We start from the raw sequence: 20,471 nt of genomic DNA, 5'->3' as shown, positions 1-20,471 counted from the left end.
TTTCCGATGTCTCGAATGTTCTGGAATCGTTCCCGTGAACCTGCTTGCGGCAATCAGGAACGGGAATCTAAATACAATCCCAAATGTTTTAGGGACGGTTTTTGACCTTATTTCAGGCCAAAGCTTGTGCCTGGATTGACTGGGTATAAAACCAGCGAAATACCTTTAATGACCTCATATTTGAAAAAAAGATGCTTGGAAAAAGCATCTTTTTTTCTGAATAATGATTTCTTATTGGATTATTTGAGTTAAGAATGAATTTATTAGCGTTAATTGATGCTATATTTTGAATGTAAATTTGTCATGAAAGAATAGGCATATCGATCTATTTAATTATTAACTATAAAACTTTGAAATTATGTTACGTTGGACAATCACATTTGTAATTATCGCATTAATAGCTGCCGTTTTAGGATTTGGTGGGATAGCTGGTGCAGCTGCAGGAATTGCTAAAATTATATTTTTTGTATTTTTAGTATTGTTTGTATTATCACTTATTAAAGGAGGATTTAAAAAGTAAATTGATATAGCTTTGAAAAAGAAAAAAACTGTTTGTAATTCATTGCAAACAGTTTTTTTTACGCGATAAATCCGTTTTCTTTCGCATGCGCGATTGCCTCTTTACTAGCGTTTACGATTAAAAATTTTGTATCAGAATAATCTTTTATCAACGTTTCAATTCTTTCCATCTTTTTAGAATGTAGCACACTTCTTAAATAGATTGCTTTGATTCTATTTGGATACTTTTTAGTAATTTCCATATAAATATCTGCATCATATTCTCCTGCATCTCCAATTAATATAAAAGATAGGTCTTGATAGGTTTTTAAGATATTAATAATTTCTTTTTGTTTTTGAGGTTTTTCATCAAGCGATTTTTTCTTCAAAATAGTATTAAAGCTTCTCAACAAAATAGCTCCTTTAGGAAACTTATTTTCTTTTAGGAATAATTCTAAGTATCTATATAAATTCCAAGGACTATGGCTAACATAATAAAGCGGATTTGCATTTTTTCCTGATTTTCCTAAATGCAATAAACTATAAAAATCTGAAGAACCTACTAAAGCTTTCCTTTTAAAAGGTGACACAAAAAATGTATTTAATAAAACTCTCCATTTTAATTTAGAAATAACTCCCGTATGAAGAATGGTGTCATCAATATCACTTATAATTCCAAAATCTGAATTTTCTGAAGGAATTAAGAGCTCTCCTGGGAATCTATTCCCATTGTTAATTTTTCTAGATACATTCGCATTGGAGAAAGAGATTTCAAAATTTAGCCAACCTTCACTATTTGTTAAGGTATGTAAGTTTTCAATCTTTTCATCAACAATAAAATATCCATCATTGTCAGTAACAGTTTCTATTTTGAAGTTGTTTGGAAGGGTAATTGTTAATGCCGTATTTTTAATTTCATCACTCTCAAAACGTTTCCAAGAATTTATAAGTAAGCCTAAAATATTTTTACGTTCTAAATTGATATTTTCATCTTCTAAAGCTCTTCCTCTGGTGTAAAAATGATTGTTTGTTCCATAGCTTTGGAATACAATAATTTGTAAAGAATCTTTCTTGAAAAAAGGCATATTTTTTTATTTTCAAGATACAAAAAAACAAAAAAAAAGCTACAAAATATTGCAGCTTTTTTAATAAGATATAAAAGTTAAAAATAATTATTGTTTACTTTCAGCAATCACTTTTACTTTATTAGTAGTTTTATCTTTACCAACATTTACAGAAACTACCTTTCCAGATTTATTTGCTTGTTTTTCAATTTCAGCAATGGTTCCTTCAAATTTTTCAACATTTGTTGAAATTACTTCTCCGTTTAGCATTGTAGAAGTCACAATAGTAGCCATTGCTACATCTCCAGTAGTTTGTTTGATGTCAATTCTTACTTCCGTTTCTGTATTTTCAGCCTGATTCGTTTCAGCAGAATGACCTCCTAAAATAGGTGCAATTACCAATCCAATTAAACATGTTAACTTAATTAAGATGTTCATGGAAGGTCCAGAAGTATCTTTAAAAGGATCACCAACTGTATCTCCTGTGATTGCAGCTTCATGCGCATCAGAACCTTTGTGCGTCATTTCACCATTAATCATAACACCTGCTTCAAAAGATTTTTTAGCGTTGTCCCAAGCTCCACCTGCATTATTTTGGAAAATTGCCCATAAAACACCACTTACTGTTACACCAGCCATATAACCACCTAACATTTCAGCAATCATTAAATTGTCCATTCCAAATAACATAGGAACAAAAGCAATTATTAATGGGAAACCGATAGTTAATACCCCTGGCAACATCATTTCTTTTAAGGATGCTTCCGTAGAAATTGCTACACATTTATCGTATTCTGGTTTTCCTGTTCCTTCCATAATTCCAGGAATTTCTTTAAACTGGCGTCTCACCTCGTACACCATTTCCATAGCAGCTTTACCAACAGCATTCATCGCCAAAGCAGAGAATACAACGGGTACCATTCCACCCACAAATAACATGGCTAAAACGGGAGCTTTAAAAATATTAATTCCGTCAATTCCTGTAAAGGTTACATACGCAGCAAAAAGTGCTAATGAAGTTAATGCTGCAGAAGCAATTGCAAATCCTTTACCTGTTGCCGCAGTTGTATTACCAACAGAATCTAATATATCTGTACGTTCTCTTACGATTGGTTCTTGTTCACTCATTTCTGCAATTCCACCTGCATTATCTGCAATTGGTCCAAAAGCGTCAATTGCTAATTGCATTGCTGTTGTTGCCATCATTGCTGATGCTGCCATTGCAACACCATAAAATCCTGCGAACGCATAAGAAGACCAGATCGCAGCAGCAAATAAAATTACCGTTGGAAAAGTAGAAATCATCCCGGTAGCTAAACCAGCAATAATATTAGTTCCTGCTCCTGTAGCTGATTTTTGTACAATGTTTAAAATTGGTTTTTTACCTAAACCTGTATAATATTCTGTTACCGAAGAAATGACTGCACCTACTACTAAACCAACTAAAGCTGCACAAAACACTCTTAATGAAGAGATCTCTTTTAACACATTACCATCAGATTCAAAGAAATTCATTTGCATAGTTTCTGGCAACATCCAAGTACATAAAAAGTAACAAGTAATTGCAACTAAAGCAATAGAAAACCAGTTTCCTTTGTTCAAAGCTCCCATTACTTGAGATTCTTTAGCATCGTTAGATTTAATACTAACTAGCATTGTTCCTAACATAGAAATAATAATTCCAACCCCAGCAATAGACATTGGTAATAAGATTGGACCTATTTTACCAAAACCTTTAAATATATCAATATTGTTTACGTCTATAATATAGTTTCCTAAAACCATTGCTGCTAAAACTGTTGCCACATACGAACCAAATAAATCGGCGCCCATTCCAGCAACATCTCCAACATTATCTCCAACATTATCTGCAATTGTAGCAGGATTACGTGGATCATCTTCTGGGATACCCGCTTCTACTTTACCAACTAAATCTGCTCCTACATCTGCCGCTTTGGTATAAATACCACCACCAACACGTGCAAATAAAGCAATGGACTCTGCTCCTAAAGAAAAACCTGCAAGCGTTTCTAATATTTTAGTCATATCCGTTGTGTTTGTCCAACCGTCTGGCATAAAAATCGAAAAGAAAATAATAAAAAAGATGGTTAAACCTAGCACAGCTAAACCAGCAACACCTAATCCCATTACAGTTCCACCTCCAAAAGATACTTTTAAGGCTTGTGGTAAACTAGTTTTAGCAGCTTGTGTTGTTCTTACATTGGTTTTAGTTGCAATTTTCATTCCCATATTTCCTGCTAAAGCAGAAAAAATAGCTCCAAAAATAAAAGCAACCACAATTAAGATACTTGTAGATGCTACAACTTGAGAAACAATTGCCAATAAAATACTAGATACAACAACAAATATGGCTAGTAATTTATATTCGGCTTTTAAAAATGCTAGAGCTCCTTCATAAATGTGGCTAGAAATTTCTGCCATTTTACCATCGCCTGCGTCTTGTTTTAACACCCAAGACCTTTTTATCCACATATAAGCTAAACCTATTAAGGCTGCTACAATTGGCATATAAATCATCATTGACTCCATATATTATTTTTAATTTGATTAGTTTAAAACGGGCGTAAAAGTAAGAAAATCAATGTGAAATAAAAAACCTCTTAAAAATTTAATTTTAAGAGGTTTGTAATTTATAGGTAGTTTAATTTTTATATTTTGAAATTATCAGTCTTTTTGTAGTCGCTTTTTTCGTATCTCTCAACACAATCAACATAAATATTTAATGCTTCTTTTGCGTCTCCCCAGCCACCAACATCTACTTTTTTCTTTTCTAGATCTTTATACACTTGAAAAAAATGTTCAATTTCTTTTAGTCTATGCGGATTTAAATCAGAAATATCATTTTTATTGTTCCATATGGGATCTGAAATAGGGACACAAATAATTTTTTCATCGGGTCCTTTTTCGTCTGTCATATGAAAAACACCAATGGGTTTTACTTCAATAACACACATAGGAAAAGTGGGTTCGTGTCCTAAAACTAAAACATCTAATGGATCATCATCTAAAGCAAGTGTTTCTGGAACAAAACCGTAATCTGCAGGATACATCATAGAAGAGAATAACATTCTATCGAAACGAATTTTATGCAAATCAAAATCATATTCATACTTATTTCTACTCCCTTTTGGGATCTCTATTAAAACGTCGAAAGTTTTCTTTTCTTTAGGACTCATAAGTCTTCTTTATTTTTCTATTTATTTTAGTGCAAAAATAGGAATTTTATGAAGGTTTTCAATAAAAAAGGAAGGGTATTTACGCAATGCTTTTCGAAAAAATTTGAAACTATAAGATACTAAAAATCCCCTTTTCAATAAATGAAGAGGGGATTTTTTTAAGTTGATAAAATTTTTTATAAATACATTACTTCTTTTACTGCTTTTACAACATCCTTAGAATTAGGAATCCATTTTTCAAATAAAACTGGCGAGTAAGGTGCAGGAGTGTCTGCCGTTGTAATTCTCTTAATTGGCGCATCTAAATAATCAAATGCTTCCTCTTGTATTCTGTAAGTAATTTCTGAAGCAACACTTGCAAAAGGCCAAGCTTCTTCTAAAACTACCAATCTGTTGGTTTTCTTTACGGAAGTTAAAATCGCAGCGTGATCCATAGGACGTACTGTTCTTAAATCTATAATTTCAATTGAAATTCCTTCTTTAGCCAACTCATCTGCAGCTTTATAAGCTTCTTTTATTATTTTTCCGAAAGAAACAACGGTTACATCTGTTCCTTCTCTTTTGATGTCTGCAACGCCAATAGGAATGATATATTCTCCTTCAGGAATTTCCATCTTATCACCATACATTTGTTCAGATTCCATAAAAATAACAGGATCATCATCTCTAATTGCTGCCTTTAATAGCCCTTTTGCGTCATAAGGATTCGAAGGTACAATTACTTTTAAACCAGGTGTATTTGCAAACCAATTCTCAAAAGCTTGCGAGTGTGTTGCACCTAATTGACCAGCAGAAGCTGTGGGGCCTCTAAAAACAATTGGACAGTTAAATTGGCCACCAGACATTTGTCTAATTTTTGCTGCGTTATTAATAATTTGATCAATTCCTACCAAAGAGAAGTTAAAGGTCATGTACTCTACAATAGGTCTGTTCCCATTCATGGCAGAACCAATTGCTATACCAGCAAAACCAAGTTCAGCAATAGGAGTGTCAATCACTCTTCTTTCACCAAACTCATCTAACATTCCCTTACTGGCTTTGTAAGCACCATTATACTCGGCAACTTCTTCTCCCATTAAATAAATGCTTTCATCTCTGCGCATTTCTTCACTCATTGCTTCGCAAATTGCCTCTCTGAATTGAACTGTTTTCATCTACTATTGATTGTTATTAATTTCGATTAGCAAAAGTAAGGAAATTATGAATAAAAAAAATGCTAAAAATAGAAATAAATAGGGGTTGTTTTTTATTCAATTTCTGCACTTCTACTAAAAATACTTTCTTTGGTTTGGTATTTAAAACCTTCAATTTTTGCAATATCTAAAATAGAATGAAACAAGAAATTACTTGAGATAGAATCATTCTCTATTGCTTGTAAACGCTTTATCTTTAACTCATTTTTTATACCAAAATGATCTGAATACCAGATGAGCATTGCAGGGTTTTGTGATGTTTTATGAGCTATACCATGAAACCATTTACCTTCTTCACCTAAAGTTTCTCCGTGGTCTGAAACATAAATTAAAAGCGTATTTTTATTTTCTTTCTTTATGTTATTGATAAGACTATTTAAAAAGAAGTCAAAATAAACAATGGTATTATCGTAAGAGTTTATAAGTTGTGCTGTTGAAGAAGAACCAAGATGTTTACTTGCTACTATTGGAGTATATTTTTTAAATGCATCACCATATCTACTGTTGTAATACCAATGACTCCCAATCATATGAAAGGTTGTTATTGAATTTTTTATAAATGGTTTGTTAGGCTGGTAATGCTTTAATAATGAGATGTCTTTTTCTTTTTTAAAGCTGAAGGCAGAATGAAATTTATCAATAATAATAACAGAATCGTTTGTGTTCACAATGCTCTTATAGCTTTTTTCTAAAGATTGATTTCCTACCCATTTTGTATGAAAATTAGCTTTTTTTAAGATACTATATAAGCTTGTTAATGCCTTTTCATTTGTATCTGAAATAGATTTGTCTGTTAATAATTGTGGAACACTAGTTGACGTATAAGTCAAAGGTGTATAGAGGTTTTTAAAACTGATTAAATTTTTCTGCTGAGATAGTAATGGAGTTGTATTTCTATGGTAACCATTTAAATATAAGTGATCTGCTCTAAGAGATTCTCCCAATACTAAAATTATTTCTAAACCATTTTCATTAGAAATAACATTTTCCTTTACCTCTTTTAACCGTAGATTTGGTTTTTGTAAATATTTTTGAAAACCAAAAACCACACTGTATGGAATTCTTCTTTTTAAAGTATCAGAACGTTTGTTTTCAATGACAAAAAAACATCCTATTGCTATAACTGCTAAAATACTTAAAGGAGATTTTAAAGTATTGTTTTCTAAAGTATGAAATTTTTTAATACAGAAAATAGCAGTGAGCAATGATGCTAATAAGTAGGTTATAAAAGGAACATTCATAATATCTACAGCAATGTCTGGTTTGGTTTCTAAAATAGCTTGAATTAAGCCTGTGTTTACAGAAATATTTTGCGAATATTCCCAAAAAGAAAAACCAGAAAATAGCACAAAGAAGATTGGAAATAAAATCGAAAAAGCTCTTTTGAAAAGACTCAAAAAATAAATAAAGCCAAAAAAAGTGAATTGTAATATAAAAAAATGACCAACGTAAATAAAGTAAGCCTTTGCAGTGCCAAGCGGAATGTGAATATAAGAAGCAATACTTATAAAAACAGCGATACACAAATTAATAAGTAAGTGAAATCGAATTTCGTGTTTGTATGTTTTAAAGATTTTCATTTGTGTTTTTTCTTGTTTTTTCAAAAATAATTCAGCTTAAATATTTTTTAAATGTTAGACGGTTTAATTATTCTTTTTTTGAGAAAAAATACTTTTTTCAATTTTATAGTTAAAATCTTTAATTTTTGAAACATCCAAAATACTGTGAAACAAAAAATCTGTCGAAAGAGTATCATGTTGTCTAGAAAGTAAGTTTTTTATACTAATGGGGTTTTTCTTTTTGAACTTTTCTGAATACCATACAAGCATTGCTGGATTTTCTGACGCTTTATTTCTTTGGGCATGAAACCATTGCCCTTCCTCTCCTAAAGTTTCGCCATGATCAGATAAATATATGAGTATTGTTTCTTGTTGTGATTTTTTTAATTTATTAATTAATTTGTTAAGAAAGAAGTCTAAATAAAGTATTGTATTGTCATAAGAATTTATTAGTTCTTCTTTTGATGCTGAACCTACATATTTGCTAGTCACCATTGGATTAAATATTTTAAAACGATCATCAAAACGACTGTTGTAATACCAATGACTTCCTATCATATGAAGTGTCGATATTTTATTTTTAGTAGAAAAATTTTGTAATTTAAATGTATCTAATAAAACTAAATCTTTTTCTTTTTTAAAACTCAAAACAGAATGAAATTTATCTACTATTAAAATTTTCTCATTTGTTTTTACAAGACCTTCATAGCTTTTTTCCAAAGATTGGTTTCCAATCCATTCAGTATAGAAACCAGTTTTTTTTAAAATACTATATAGACTATAAACCTCATTTTTTCTATGATCTAAAATAGATTTATCTGATAAAATTTGTGGGACACTTATGGCTGTGTATGTTAAAGGTGTATATATATTCTTAAAACTTAAAACATTATTCTGTTTCTTAAGAAGTGGAGTTGTATTTCTTCTGTATCCATTTATAGATAAATGATCTGCTCTTACAGATTCTCCAAGCACAAAAACAATATGTAAACTGTCTTTTTTTGTACTTATATTCTTAGGTACTTCTCTTAGTTTCAAATTAGGTTTTTCTAAATAGTCTTTGACTCCAATAAATGCACTATACGGTAGTTTTCTAGTTAAAATTCCAAAGCGGTAACGATCTGCTAAAAAATACACAGCAATGGCAATAATTGATAAAATAAATAGTGGAGATTTTAAAGTATTTATTTTTAATTTTCTATGTTTTTGAATAATAAAAATAATGCACAACAAATTAAAAAATAAAAAAATAACAAACTGTAAACTGACAACATCTATAGCAATATCGATGTTAGACTCTAAAATTGCTTGTATCATTCCAGAATTAATGGAGATGTCTTGTGTATAAACCCAAAAAGAAATTGCTGATAGCACAAAAAATATAATAGGAAAAATGACCAGAAAAATTCTTTTTGATATGCTTAAAATATATAAAAAACCAAAAACAGAAAATTGCAGAATTAAAAAATGTATGGCGTATATAAAAAGTGACTTTGAATCATCAAGAGGTATGTGTACATATGATGCAAAACTAATAAAAATTGCAAATAAGATACTTAGAAGCAAATGAAATTTTATTTCTGCCTTAAAAAATTTAATTCTTTCCATTGAAAATAGGAGCATATTTATTAACAAGTAAGATTATAGGATACATTATTATTAATTGAAATAGGACTAAAACTATTTTTTCAAATTCATTAAAGTCAAATATTTCAATGCCTATTAAAAAAAATAACACCGCTTTAATAAAGGTAATAGACCTTATTTGTAATGCTAAAATCGGAATCGTATTTCTTCCTAGAAATGATAAAAAAGAAAATCTATTAAACTTTTTAAAGAGTAAAATCCAAAATAAAATACCACAAAAAGAATTCAATAAAAAAAAGAATTCATTACCATATATAGATCGATACATATCAACTTTTTGAAAGGCTAAAAATGATAAAATTAGATGAAATATAAATACTAAAAATAGTATCAAATATTCTTTCTGATGATTTTTTTGAAGAAGTTTTTTTTTACCATAAAATCCCAATGCATAAAAAGAAAGTGCAACTAAAGAAACATCAAAACTCCAAAAAAAACATGTATTAAAATACTTTGGCAACATAAAACCTATTAAAATACTAATTAATAATACTACGATTTTTATCAAAGTGTTTCTAAATTTTAGCAAAAAATAAAATATTAAAAATGTAAGGAATAAACAGGGTAAAAACCACATAGGAATTCCCCAATTCATATATTCTGTATCTCCTTGAGAGAAAAATATTCCAATAAAATTCTTTACTGGTGATAAATCTAATAAACTAGACTCACCAAACTTACGACCAATAAAATACCAAAAGATAAAAAGCAAAAGACTCCATAAGAAATACGGAACTAAAATTTGTTTTGCTCTTTTTCTTATAATATTGAATCCAGTTTTTTTAGGGTGAAACATACCCGCAAGCATAAAAAACAGCGGCATATGGAAGCTATATATATAATTTTCAATTGCAGGAAAGTTATGACCATAAACCACTAAGATAATCCCGAAGCCTTTAACTTGATCTATCCAGCTTATTCTTTTATTATCTAAAGGTTTATTTTTCAACAGAATTTAATTACTGATTTCGATAGTTTTATTATCGTAAAAATACTCATTTAAATATAAAAGAAATGCGTAAGCAAAACCACAATCGATTTCTAAAACTGTTAAATAAAATAAAAATTTACTATGCATGCATAGTAAATTTAAAAAAAAGACGTAATTTCGTAACCAAGAAAACACGATAAAATTAGAATTTATGAAAATATTAGTTTGTATTAGTCATGTTCCTGATACCACTTCAAAAATTAATTTTACAAATAATGATGCTGAGTTTGATAAAAATGGAGTGCAGTTTGTAATCAATCCTTATGATGAATTTTGCTTAACCAGAGCAATGTGGTTTAAAGAAAAGCAAGGTGCTTCTGTAACAGTTGTAAATGTAGGTGGAGCAGAAACAGAACCAACACTTAGAAAAGCGTTGGCAATTGGTGCAGACGATGCTATTCGAATAAATGTAGCTGCAACAGATGGCTTTTTAGTAGCGAAAGAATTGGCAGAAGTTGTAAAAAACGGAAGTTATGATTTGGTTTTAGCAGGAAAAGAATCTGCAGACTATAATGGTCAAATGGTACCAGGAATGCTAGCTTCACTAGTAGGTTTTAATTTTGTGAATGGTTGTGTTGAGATGGAAGTTGACGGAACAAACGTAACTGCCAAAAGAGAAATAGACGGAGGTAATGAAACATTATCTACAAGTCTACCTTTGGTAGTGGGAGGTCAGAAAGGAATTGTAGAAGAAAAAGATTTACGTATTCCTAATATGAGAGGAATTATGATGGCGCGTAAAAAACCGTTACAAGTTATAGAAGCCTTAGGTGCGAACCCAACAACATCCATTGAGTCTTTTGAAAAACCAGCACCAAAAGGAGCTGTTAAATTAGTAGATGCAGATAATTTAGACGAGTTGATTAACTTGTTACACAACGAAGCAAAAGTTATTTAATTTTTATAAAAATTAAATGATGTTGAACTCGTTTCAGTATCAAAAGCCTATTTAAATAATTATAAATAATTATAAATAAGTGTAGTTGAGTTTTTCAATAAAACAATTTCACAGTTACACAATTAAACAATATACATTATGTCAGTTTTAGTTTTTGCCGATGCAACAGACGGAAAATTTAAGAAAACTTCTTTTGAAGTAGTTTCTTACGGAAAAAAAGTAGCGGAACAGTTAGGAACAAATGTGGTAGCGCTTACAATAAATGCAACAGATGCTTCAGAACTATATACTTATGGCGCAGAAAAAGTACTAACAGTTACAAACGATAGCTTATCAACTTTTAACGCAAAAGAATACGCATCTGTTATAGAACAAGCTGCAAAAAAGGAAAATGCAACCGTAGTTGTTGTAGATTCAAGTATAGATGGTTTGTATGTAGCACCCTTAGTTGCAGTAAGTTTAGAAGCTGGTTATGCTTCAAATACAATAGCTGCGCCAACAAATACAGCTCCATTTACTGTAAAAAGAAAAGCATTTTCTAACAAAGCTTTTTCAAATACTGTAATTTCTACAGAGCATAAAGTAATAGGTTTGGCTAAGAATTCTTTCGGAATTCATGAAAACCCAGTTGCAGGAACATCAGAAAGTTTTGATGCGCAAATTGCAGATTCTGGTGTAAAGTCAGAAAGTATAGAAAGAGTTACAGGAAAAGTAACCATTGCAGATGCAGATACAGTAGTTTCTGCAGGTAGAGGTTTAAAAGGACCAGAAAATTGGGGAATGATAGAAGAATTGGCAGACGTTTTAAACGCGGCAACAGCTTGTTCTAAACCCGTGTCAGATTTAGGTTGGCGTCCTCACGCAGAGCATGTGGGACAGACGGGAAAACCAGTAGCTTCTAATTTATACATCGCTATCGGAATTTCTGGCGCCATTCAGCATTTAGCAGGAATTAATGCTTCTAAAGTAAAAGTTGTCATCAACACAGATCCAGAAGCGCCATTTTTTAAAGCGGCAGATTACGGAGTTGTAGGAGATGCTTTTGAGGTGGTTCCTAAATTAATAGAAAAATTAAAAGCCTTTAAGGCGGCTTAGTATTTTTCGGGCTTGCCTAAATTATTTTAACATAGAATTCTAAGAAACCTATCAACATTCATATTTTGATAGGTTTTATTATTTGCAAAAGACAGCATCTATAAATAATTTTATCAGGCTTTGAGTTTATCTTGAGCGAAGTCGAAAGGCACTCACTTTTTTATTTGCTTAGAAAAAGCAAATAAAAAGAGCTCAAACATTCACTTGTCTTTTAGCGTGGTTGAAAGACTTTAATCCTTCACGTGGGCTTTCGTTCACCGAAAAAAGTAAATTCAGAAAAAATAACCGTTTTCACCATATAATTTTTAGTAAATTGTGCCCTCGAAATTTAGCTTTATCGAATCTATAAAAGCTATTTTTATTTTTGCAGAAAGATATATGAGTTTAATAAAACTAACTATAAAAGGAATTTCTTACAGCCAAACACAAAGTGGTGCTTATGCATTAGTCTTAAGCGAAATGGAAGGAAGCAGAACATTGCCAATAATTATAGGTGCCTTTGAAGCGCAATCTATCGCCATCGCTTTAGAAAAAGAAATTAGACCTCCAAGACCTTTAACGCACGATTTGTTTAAAACACTTTCAGATCGTTTTTCAATAGAAATTAAAGAAGTGATCATTCATAAATTGGTAGATGGTGTTTTCTTTTCTAGCTTAATTTGCGAAAGAGATGGGGTCGAAGAAACCATAGATACCAGAACTTCAGATGCCATTGCCATTGCGGTTCGTTTTCAAGCACCCATATACACTTATGAAAACATTCTAGACAAAGCGGGTGTTTTTCTTAAAATTGAAGATGAATTGGGGTTAAATGATCCTGAAGAAATGCAAGAAATTTCTTTAGATACAGATAACTTATTAGAAGTTGGTGAAGATTCTTCATATTCAAAATTGTCTATTTCAGAGCTTAATGACGAATTAGAAAAAGCAGTCTCTAATGAAAACTATGAACTAGCTGCAAAAATTAGAGACGAAATAAGCAAACGCTCTTAAAATATACTTATTTATGAAAAATTTATTTTTAATTGCATTTTGTTTTATTTCTGTAACTTTTTTTGGGCAAGATTTAGAACAAGATTGGGTATTTAACGCTGTGCAAAAATCGAATAGTAAAACAGCTATTGATATTACAGAGGGCGATACTTTTTCTTTAAAAGATGGGAAGTTTCATTATACCATTTCAGCAGAAAACACAAAAGCATCTGGTCGTTATATCCGTCAGAACAATCTTTTAATTTTTAATTTTACAGCTCCAAAAGATACTGTAAGATATTACAACATTATTTCATTTGACAATACAAATTTAGAGTTGTCTGAAGGAGATATAGCCTATAAGTTTTCTTCACCAGAATATGCGACAACAGTATTAGCAGACACAGCACCGAAGGAGAATATTGCGATTGTTGAAGTAAAAGAAGAAATAGTTTCTACACAAGAAAATGAAGAAATAATTGCTAGTCAGAGTTTTACCTTTACAAGTTTTTGGAGAGGAATTTTAGGAATGTTTGTGCTAATTGTTATTGCCTTTTTATTTAGTGCAAACAAAAAAGCAATAGATTGGAAAAAAGTAGCAATTGGTTTAGGGCTTCAATTAGTAATAGCAGTGGGTGTTTTAAAAATAGCAATTATTCAAAAAGCATTTGAATTAGTAGGAAAGCTTTTTATTGAAATTTTAGAATACACAAAAGCCGGAAGTAAATTCTTATTCGATGGTTTAATAGCAGATATGGATACCTTTGGGTACATTTTTGCCTTCCAAGTTTTACCCACTATTATTTTCTTCTCAGCATTAACATCCTTACTGTTTTATTTAGGCATAATTCAATGGATTGTAAAAATATTGGCAATTGGTTTGTCTAAGTTCTTAGGTATTTCAGGGATGGAGAGTTTGTCTGTAGCGGGAAATATTTTCTTAGGGCAAACAGAAGCACCTTTATTAATTAAAGCATATTTAGAAAAGATGAATAAATCTGAAATGCTACTAGTTATGATTGGTGGAATGGCCACCGTAGCTGGTGCCGTTTTAGCTGCTTACATTGGCTTTTTAGGAGGCGGAGACAAAGAATTAGAATTGGTTTTTGCAAAACATTTATTGGCAGCTTCTGTAATGGCAGCTCCTGGTGCCATTGTAATTTCTAAGATCTTGTATCCACAAACAGAAGAAGTAAATACAGATGTAACAGTTTCTCAAGAAAAAATTGGTTCTAATATTTTAGACGCTATTGCAAACGGAACTACAGAGGGTTTGCGTTTGGCAGTAAATGTAGGTGCCATGTTACTGGTTTTTGTTGCCGTTATTGCGATGATAAATGGCGGTTTGGGTTTTATAGGAGATATTAGCTCTTTAAATGATCTAATTGCAGCAAATACAGCTTATGATAAGCTTTCTTTAGAATTTGTTTTAGGCTATATTTTTGCGCCCTTAATGTGGTTAATTGGTGTGCCAACTGCAGATATGACTTTAATGGGACAATTGTTAGGAATTAAATTAGCAGCCAGTGAATTTATAGGTTATATACAACTAGCGGAATTAAAAAATGTAGCAAATGCAACCCACTTAACATACAATAAATCTGTTATTATGGCGACGTATATGTTGTGTGGTTTTGCGAACTTTGCTTCCATAGGAATTCAAATTGGTGGTATTGGTTCTCTGGCTCCAGGTCAGCGTAAAACCTTATCAGAATTTGGGATGAAAGCCTTAATTGGAGGAACCATTGCTTCTTTGATGTCTGCAACTATTGCAGGAATGATAATAGGGTAAAGAGCCCCATTGTCTTTCAGATATTTCCCCAAAGGGAAAAATTAGTGAATCATATTTTTGTCAAAAAAAGAATTTTAAGATAGTTAATAAACTATTAATAAATTTTTTAGTTGGTTTATAAATACGCAGTTTCATTCTTTAAATTTACACTTAATTAATAGATATAGTTTCTTCCCTTTGGGAAGACGGAAGATGGGCTTATATGAAACAATACCACGATTTAGTAAAACACGTTTTAGAAAACGGAAACGAAAAAGGAGATAGAACAGGAACAGGAACAAAAAGTGTTTTTGGATACCAAATGCGTTTTGATTTGAGTGAAGGGTTCCCAATGGTAACCACAAAGAAGTTGCATTTAAAATCTATTATTTATGAACTGCTTTGGTTTATAAAAGGAGATACAAATATTACATACTTACAAGAAAATGGTGTAAAAATTTGGAATTCTTGGGCAGACGAGAAAGGAGATTTAGGACCCGTTTATGGGCATCAATGGCGTAATTGGAACAGTGATGAAGTAGATCAATTGAAAGAAGTAATTTCAACCTTAAAAAGTAATCCTAATTCAAGAAGAATGTTGGTTTCTGCTTGGAATCCCTCGGTTTTACCAGATACTTCAAAAAGTTTTTCAGAAAATGTTTCTAAAGGGAAAGCGGCATTACCACCTTGCCACGCCTTTTTTCAGTTTTATGTTTCAGATGGAAAATTATCTTGTCAATTGTACCAAAGAAGTGCAGATATCTTTTTAGGAGTTCCTTTTAATATTGCCAGTTATGCATTATTTACAATGATGATTGCACAAGTTTGTGGCTATGAAGCAGGAGAATTTATTCACACTTTTGGCGATGCGCATATTTATAACAATCATGTAGCCCAATTAGAACTGCAATTGTCTAGAAATATTAGACCTTTGCCAAAGATGAAATTGAATACTTCTATTAAAAATATCGAAGATTTTACTTTTGAAGACTTTGAATTATTAGATTACAATCCTCATCCTCATATAAAAGGAAAAGTTGCCGTATAAAAACTGTATAGATAACAAGAGCTTTCAATGATTTGGAAGCTCTTAGCGTTTATACTTAAGTGTTTCTTTATAATTTTAGTACGCTGTTCTCTGCGCCAGCAAAATCACTCCAAACATAACCGTCTGCTTGCTCTTCGTTCACATAGGCTCCGTCAATTAGATATTTAAATTCGTAAGAATTATTAGTTTCTAAATCAACAGTTCCTTTAAAGGTGCCGTTTTTTAATTTTTTCAATGGAGTAGACGCAGCATTCCATTCGTTAAAAGATCCTACAACAGATATCTGATGAGCCTCTTTAGCAAGAACCGTAAAAGTTACTTTACATATGGGTTTGCTTTTTAAAAATTGTTTTTTAATTGCCATAATTTTTTCATTCAAAATTCAAGGTAAAAATAAAAAGAAGAAATATATAATAAGCAATATTTTAGAGTATTGGTAAAGAATTATCACTTTGGTATTTTGAACTACATTAATAGGGTTAATTATGAAATTATCTCCGTATAAATTACAATTTGTTTAAAATTAGAAAGTTTGCTTTTGCTTGATTTTCAGTATTTTTACTTCGAAATCGGTTTCGTATTTTATGTATTCTAATGAAAAAGACATAAAAAGTCCAAATTGGGCGTCATTTCTCTTATTTTTGTTGAAAATTGAGCTAATTTATGATTACAGTAATTGCTGCCATTGCAGAAAATAATGCTTTAGGAAAAAACAACGATTTGATTTGGCATTTGCCAGCAGATTTAAAACGATTTAAACAAGTAACCACAGGTCATTATATCTTAATGGGCAGAAATACTTTCGAATCTATAGGAAGAGCTTTACCAAACAGAACCACAATAATTATTACCAGAAATAAAAACTATTTTAAAGACGGTTGTTTGATAGCAAATAGTTTAGAAGATGCCATTGACCTAGCAAAAGAGCAGCAGCAGATTTTTATTATTGGCGGTGCTCAAATCTATAGAGAAACAATGGAAAAAGGGATTGCAGATCAATTAGATATTACTTTAGTTCATAAAGAATTTGATGCGGATGTGTATTTTCCAGAAATAAATGCTAGCATTTGGAAAGAAGTAAAAAGAGAAGATTTTATAGCTGATGAAAAAAATGATTATGATTATAGCTTCGTTTCTTATCAGAAAATTTAATTGAAAAGAGTTTCTTGAGGTTTGGCCTCAAGTTTCCGTTGAAATTGTCATTCCCGTGAACTTGCCTACGGCAAGCAGGAACGGGAATCTAATTAAATAACTTCGGTTTGACATTTTTCATTAAAATAGAATCAGTTTTATAATTTGAACTTAAGGATAGTTAGATAAGTAATTATTTAATTAATCCGTCCTGTTCTAAAACCACCCCCTAAACTCATTCGATATTTTCTTTGTGCAAAAAGAAAGTAGTTGAAAAGCTTGTAGTTTACTTCGTAACCATAATCGATATTTGGTTGGTAGTCTATGATATTTTCATAAATATTTGGATTAAAATTCATAGGATTTTGTGCTCTTTGATTCCAGGAAATCACCCAAGCATTATTCCTTGCTTCCATATAACTTTGGCTATAAAAACCTTCTGGTTGTGCAATACTCGCTAAGTATGCCGTAAAACCAATATCAATGATTATAATTTCATATTCTAGACTGTCATTTGCAATAACTACAGGTGCTTCTTTTTCTGTACGATCATTTTTAATAGGTGAAGCACCACAAGACCAAAGAAGTACACCAACAGTTACTGTAAAAAATAGTATTTTTAAATGTTTCATAATCAAGTAATTTGATATGAGTAAAGTTGCAAAAATTATTCCAAAATAGATAGGTTTTTAATTCTTTTAACATTATTTTTAAATCGTTAAACCAAGATCGTATGCGTAAGAAAATAGCATTAATTTTAATAGGATGTCTTTATTTTTCTTGTCAGAAGACCCAAGAAACTAAAAATGAATACAGCATTGTAAAAGAAAAAGAAAGAGCAACTCTCAAAGATGAAATTTTAGAAGATAGGTTTACAAATTTATTGCCACAACTAATGGACGATTCTGACATTGATATGTGGCTCTTAATTTCAAGAGAATATAATGAAGACCCAATTTTAAAAACAATGTTGCCCGCAACTTGGCTAAATGCAAGGAGAAGAACAATCATCGTTTTCTTTAGAAATCAAAATAAAAACACTCTAGAAAGATTGGCCGTTGCTCGATATGATATTGGAAAAAGCATACAATCTGCTTGGAACAAAGAGAAAGTACCCAACCAATGGAAAGCGTTGGCTGAAATTATCAAAGAAAGAAATCCAAAAAAAATAGGCATAAATACTTCTAAACATTTTGCTTTGGCAGATGGTTTGGTAAAGACAGATTATGATGAGTTGGTAGAAAATCTTCCAGAAGCCTACCAAAACAAATTAGTTTCTGCAGAGAAATTAGGAATTGGTTGGATAGAAACTAGAACTGAAATGGAGCTAAAACTGTTCAGTAAATTGGTAAAAACTACACATGATATTATTGATGAAGCTTTTTCATCTAAAGTAATAGAGCCAGGAAAAACAACTACGGAAGATGTAGTTTGGTTTATGCGCCAAAAAGTAACAGATTTGGGTTTGGAAACCTGGTTTCATCCAACGGTAGATGTTCAAAGAGATCATGAAGCATTAAAATCTCATATTGCATCTTTTTCGAAAGGGAAAGAAGAAAAAATCATACAGAAAGGAGATTTACTACATTGCGATTTTGGCATTACGTATATTGGTTTAAATACAGATTGTCAACAACATGCTTATGTTTTAAAAGAAGATGAAAATGCCGTTCCTGAATTCTTGCAGGAAGCATTCAAGAAAGGAAATAGAGTGCAAGACATTCTTACCAGCAATATGAAAGTTGGTAAAACGGGGAACGAAATTTTAAAAGCTTCCTTAGATCAAGGAAGAGAAGAAGGTCTAATTCCATCAATTTATACACATCCTTTAGGAAAATACGGTCACAGTGCAGGAACCACCATTGGGATGTGGGATTCTCAAAACGGAGTTCCTTTTAACGGAGATTATCCGCTGCATAAAAATACCGCCTATGCCATCGAATTAAATACAACAGTTGCCATTAAAGAGTGGAACAAAGACATTAGAATTATGTTAGAAGAAGCGGGTTTTATTGGTGATAATACTTTTAAATATGTAAACGAAAGACAAACTGAAATAAAAGCGATTAAAACAAAATAAATGAAAAATAGATGTTTTTGGGTTTCAGAGAGTCAATTATATATAGATTATCATGACAACGAGTGGGGAGCACCTGTTTATGACGATGCAACACTTTTTGAGTTTTTAGTTTTAGAAACTTTTCAAGCAGGTTTAAGTTGGATCACTATTTTAAATAAAAGAGAAAACTTTAGAAAAGCTTTTGATCATTTCGATTACAAAAAAATAGCAAAATATCCAGAAAGTAAGTATGAATCTTTACTGCAAGATGCTGGGATTATAAGAAATAAATTAAAAATAAGAAGTGCCATTTCAAATGCACAACTTTTTATAGAAATTCAGAAAGAATTTGGCTCATTTTCGAAGTTTATTTGGTCTTATGTAGATGAAAAACCAATTGTAAACAGATTTCATAAAAGAGAAGAAGTTCCTGCAACCACTTTATTGTCAGATACAATATCTAAAGATTTAAAAAAACGAGGTTTTAAGTTTGTGGGCTCTACAGTAATGTATGCGTATATGCAAGCTGTGGGTATGGTAAATGATCATACAACAGATTGTTTTAAATATCCTGTGGAATGAAAATACTCCAAGTACCAGCACAAGATTTAAAAAGGATTTTTTATATTTTTAGCAGACGAATCGGCATTTTTGTCATCTTTGTTTTTATTCTTTTTTTTGATAGTACTTATTTTGCTACGCATTTTACAAATTCTCAAGTGCCTATAAACATCATTATGGGTATTGGTTTTTTTGTGATGTATTTCAGAGCAAATAAGAGAACCAAAGAATTAATGATCTATGCCGTTATTGTAGGTTTTGGTGGCGAATATTTATTTTCGAGAGGTTTAGATATGTACACCTACAGACTAGAAAATGTTCCTCTCTACGTGCCTTTTGGTCACGCAGCTTTGTATGGACGCATATTTATGTTTAGCAAAGCACCTATTGTTAGAAAACATCACAAAGCTGTGGAAGAATTTTTTGCAGTAATTATAACGCTATTTGCAACGGTATATTTAGTGTTTTTTACAGATGTTTTTGGTTTTGTAATGACTATTTGCGTCTTTCTATTATTGTGGAAAAGACCCAAAGACAGGTTGTTCTTTTTATCAATGTATATTTTAGTTGCTATTTTAGAAATAGGCGGAACTGCTTTTGGTGCTTGGAAATGGCCAAATTTTGCATTTGAGGTTTTTGAATTTTTACCCAGTAACAATCCGCCAAGTGGTATTAGCTTGTTTTATTTTTTGTTAGATATTTGTTGTTTTCTAATGTATACACTGCATCACAAAATAGCTTGGAAACGCTTAAAAAATATCAGAAGAATTCAGAAATAAATATGTAA

General features: G+C 31.2%; 19 protein-coding genes. 10 read left to right on the top strand and 9 right to left on the bottom strand.

The annotated features are described in order from the left end of the window. Nucleotides 1–358 precede the first annotated feature (358 nt). On the top strand, nt 359–520 hold the full coding sequence (locus tag Q0998_RS12260) for a DUF1328 family protein (protein WP_299670263.1): 162 nt from the start codon (nt 359–361) through the stop codon (nt 518–520). 58 nt (nt 521–578) lie between these two features. Here Q0998_RS12260 and Q0998_RS12255 read toward each other — a convergent pair whose 3' ends face one another. The 7 genes from Q0998_RS12255 to Q0998_RS12225 all read right to left on the bottom strand — a co-directional run bounded on the left by Q0998_RS12255 (nt 579) and on the right by Q0998_RS12225 (nt 10,107). Further along, nucleotides 579–1,583, bottom strand: a complete 1,005-nt coding sequence (locus tag Q0998_RS12255) for an App1 family protein (RefSeq protein WP_299670262.1) — start codon at nt 1,581–1,583, stop codon at nt 579–581. 87 nt (nt 1,584–1,670) lie between these two features. Further along, nucleotides 1,671–4,112: a sodium-translocating pyrophosphatase gene (locus Q0998_RS12250; protein WP_299670261.1), complete on the bottom strand. Its 2,442-nt coding sequence runs from the start codon at nt 4,110–4,112 to the stop codon at nt 1,671–1,673. 119 nt (nt 4,113–4,231) lie between these two features. Continuing rightward, nucleotides 4,232–4,759, bottom strand: a complete 528-nt coding sequence (locus Q0998_RS12245) for an inorganic diphosphatase (protein ID WP_299670260.1) — start codon at nt 4,757–4,759, stop codon at nt 4,232–4,234. A 176-nt stretch (nt 4,760–4,935) separates the two neighbouring features. Further along, complete coding sequence (locus Q0998_RS12240; protein ID WP_299670259.1) at nt 4,936–5,913, bottom strand: pyruvate dehydrogenase complex E1 component subunit beta; 978 nt, start codon at nt 5,911–5,913, stop codon at nt 4,936–4,938. 92 nt (nt 5,914–6,005) lie between these two features. Then, entirely contained in the window at nt 6,006–7,532 is a 1,527-nt protein-coding gene (locus tag Q0998_RS12235) for a phosphoethanolamine transferase (RefSeq protein ID WP_299670258.1), read from the bottom strand. Between the two features lie 63 nt (nt 7,533–7,595). Then, nucleotides 7,596–9,119, bottom strand: a complete 1,524-nt coding sequence (locus tag Q0998_RS12230) for a phosphoethanolamine transferase (protein ID WP_299670257.1) — start codon at nt 9,117–9,119, stop codon at nt 7,596–7,598. Beyond that, the gene (locus tag Q0998_RS12225) at nt 9,106–10,107 is read right to left on the bottom strand and encodes an acyltransferase family protein (protein ID WP_299670256.1); all 1,002 of its coding nucleotides are present in this window, start codon (nt 10,105–10,107) and stop codon (nt 9,106–9,108) included. The genes Q0998_RS12230 and Q0998_RS12225 overlap by 14 nt, the downstream gene beginning before the upstream one ends. Before the next feature lie 193 nt (nt 10,108–10,300). Between Q0998_RS12225 and Q0998_RS12220 the strand changes: the two genes are divergently transcribed. The 5 genes from Q0998_RS12220 (at nt 10,301) to Q0998_RS12200 (ending at nt 15,933) form a co-directional block, all read left to right on the top strand. Next, complete coding sequence (locus Q0998_RS12220; protein ID WP_299670255.1) at nt 10,301–11,047, top strand: electron transfer flavoprotein subunit beta/FixA family protein; 747 nt, start codon at nt 10,301–10,303, stop codon at nt 11,045–11,047. A 138-nt stretch (nt 11,048–11,185) separates the two neighbouring features. Further along, nucleotides 11,186–12,142, top strand: coding sequence for an electron transfer flavoprotein subunit alpha/FixB family protein (locus Q0998_RS12215; protein WP_299670254.1), 957 nt, complete (start codon nt 11,186–11,188; stop codon nt 12,140–12,142). 378 nt (nt 12,143–12,520) lie between these two features. Next, on the top strand, nt 12,521–13,135 hold the full coding sequence (locus Q0998_RS12210; RefSeq protein WP_299670253.1) for a bifunctional nuclease family protein: 615 nt from the start codon (nt 12,521–12,523) through the stop codon (nt 13,133–13,135). Between the two features lie 13 nt (nt 13,136–13,148). Beyond that, nucleotides 13,149–14,906, top strand: a complete 1,758-nt coding sequence (locus Q0998_RS12205) for a nucleoside transporter C-terminal domain-containing protein (RefSeq protein ID WP_299670252.1) — start codon at nt 13,149–13,151, stop codon at nt 14,904–14,906. 202 nt (nt 14,907–15,108) lie between these two features. Beyond that, entirely contained in the window at nt 15,109–15,933 is an 825-nt protein-coding gene (locus Q0998_RS12200) for a thymidylate synthase (protein WP_299670251.1), read from the top strand. 67 nt (nt 15,934–16,000) lie between these two features. On the opposite strand, the gene Q0998_RS12195 is transcribed toward Q0998_RS12200, so the two are convergent. After that, nucleotides 16,001–16,297: an isoamylase early set domain-containing protein gene (locus Q0998_RS12195; protein WP_299670250.1), complete on the bottom strand. Its 297-nt coding sequence runs from the start codon at nt 16,295–16,297 to the stop codon at nt 16,001–16,003. Between the two features lie 299 nt (nt 16,298–16,596). Between Q0998_RS12195 and Q0998_RS12190 the strand changes: the two genes are divergently transcribed. Continuing rightward, complete coding sequence (locus Q0998_RS12190; RefSeq protein ID WP_299670249.1) at nt 16,597–17,085, top strand: dihydrofolate reductase; 489 nt, start codon at nt 16,597–16,599, stop codon at nt 17,083–17,085. A gap of 176 nt (nt 17,086–17,261) precedes the next feature. Here the strand turns inward: Q0998_RS12190 and Q0998_RS12185 are convergent, their stop codons facing one another. Continuing rightward, a complete protein-coding gene (locus tag Q0998_RS12185) occupies nt 17,262–17,696 on the bottom strand; it encodes a DUF6146 family protein (protein WP_299670248.1) in 435 nt (144 codons plus the stop codon). A 101-nt stretch (nt 17,697–17,797) separates the two neighbouring features. Here Q0998_RS12185 and Q0998_RS12180 point away from each other — a divergent pair, with 101 nt between their 5' ends. From Q0998_RS12180 to Q0998_RS12170, 3 genes are read left to right on the top strand one after another with little or no spacing between them, the layout of a single operon-like run. Next, nucleotides 17,798–19,144 (top strand): M24 family metallopeptidase, encoded by a 1,347-nt coding sequence (locus Q0998_RS12180; protein ID WP_299670247.1) that lies wholly within the window; start codon nt 17,798–17,800, stop codon nt 19,142–19,144. Continuing rightward, on the top strand, nt 19,145–19,705 hold the full coding sequence (locus Q0998_RS12175) for a DNA-3-methyladenine glycosylase I (protein ID WP_299670246.1): 561 nt from the start codon (nt 19,145–19,147) through the stop codon (nt 19,703–19,705). Further along, nucleotides 19,702–20,463 (top strand): hypothetical protein, encoded by a 762-nt coding sequence (locus Q0998_RS12170; protein ID WP_299670245.1) that lies wholly within the window; start codon nt 19,702–19,704, stop codon nt 20,461–20,463. Before Q0998_RS12175 ends, Q0998_RS12170 begins: the two co-directional genes overlap by 4 nt. Nucleotides 20,464–20,471: the final 8 nt, after the last annotated feature.

Origin of the sequence: uncultured Polaribacter sp., from assembly GCF_947501385.1 — a bacterium.
Classification (GTDB): Bacteria; Bacteroidota; Bacteroidia; order Flavobacteriales; family Flavobacteriaceae; genus Polaribacter.
The sequence above is the reverse complement of the archived record's forward strand: the minus strand, read 5'-3'. Positions and strand labels throughout refer to the sequence as shown.

Excerpts from the sequence above, each read along its gene's own strand:
- Q0998_RS12200 (WP_299670251.1), top strand. The coding sequence starts at position 15,109 with ATGAAACAATACCACGATTTAGTAAAACACGTTTTAGAAAACGGAAAC.
- Q0998_RS12185 (WP_299670248.1), bottom strand. The coding sequence starts at position 17,696 with ATGAAACATTTAAAAATACTATTTTTTACAGTAACTGTTGGTGTACTT.
- Q0998_RS12215 (WP_299670254.1), top strand. The coding sequence starts at position 11,186 with ATGTCAGTTTTAGTTTTTGCCGATGCAACAGACGGAAAATTTAAGAAA.
- Q0998_RS12220 (WP_299670255.1), top strand. The coding sequence starts at position 10,301 with ATGAAAATATTAGTTTGTATTAGTCATGTTCCTGATACCACTTCAAAA.
- Q0998_RS12250 (WP_299670261.1), bottom strand. The coding sequence starts at position 4,112 with ATGGAGTCAATGATGATTTATATGCCAATTGTAGCAGCCTTAATAGGT.
- Q0998_RS12260 (WP_299670263.1), top strand. The coding sequence starts at position 359 with ATGTTACGTTGGACAATCACATTTGTAATTATCGCATTAATAGCTGCC.
- Q0998_RS12180 (WP_299670247.1), top strand. The coding sequence starts at position 17,798 with ATGCGTAAGAAAATAGCATTAATTTTAATAGGATGTCTTTATTTTTCT.
- Q0998_RS12175 (WP_299670246.1), top strand. The coding sequence starts at position 19,145 with ATGAAAAATAGATGTTTTTGGGTTTCAGAGAGTCAATTATATATAGAT.
- Q0998_RS12190 (WP_299670249.1), top strand. The coding sequence starts at position 16,597 with ATGATTACAGTAATTGCTGCCATTGCAGAAAATAATGCTTTAGGAAAA.
- Q0998_RS12195 (WP_299670250.1), bottom strand. The coding sequence starts at position 16,297 with ATGGCAATTAAAAAACAATTTTTAAAAAGCAAACCCATATGTAAAGTA.
- Q0998_RS12235 (WP_299670258.1), bottom strand. The coding sequence starts at position 7,532 with ATGAAAATCTTTAAAACATACAAACACGAAATTCGATTTCACTTACTT.
- Q0998_RS12170 (WP_299670245.1), top strand. The coding sequence starts at position 19,702 with ATGAAAATACTCCAAGTACCAGCACAAGATTTAAAAAGGATTTTTTAT.
- Q0998_RS12230 (WP_299670257.1), bottom strand. The coding sequence starts at position 9,119 with ATGGAAAGAATTAAATTTTTTAAGGCAGAAATAAAATTTCATTTGCTT.
- Q0998_RS12255 (WP_299670262.1), bottom strand. The coding sequence starts at position 1,583 with ATGCCTTTTTTCAAGAAAGATTCTTTACAAATTATTGTATTCCAAAGC.
- Q0998_RS12210 (WP_299670253.1), top strand. The coding sequence starts at position 12,521 with ATGAGTTTAATAAAACTAACTATAAAAGGAATTTCTTACAGCCAAACA.
- Q0998_RS12245 (WP_299670260.1), bottom strand. The coding sequence starts at position 4,759 with ATGAGTCCTAAAGAAAAGAAAACTTTCGACGTTTTAATAGAGATCCCA.
- Q0998_RS12240 (WP_299670259.1), bottom strand. The coding sequence starts at position 5,913 with ATGAAAACAGTTCAATTCAGAGAGGCAATTTGCGAAGCAATGAGTGAA.
- Q0998_RS12205 (WP_299670252.1), top strand. The coding sequence starts at position 13,149 with ATGAAAAATTTATTTTTAATTGCATTTTGTTTTATTTCTGTAACTTTT.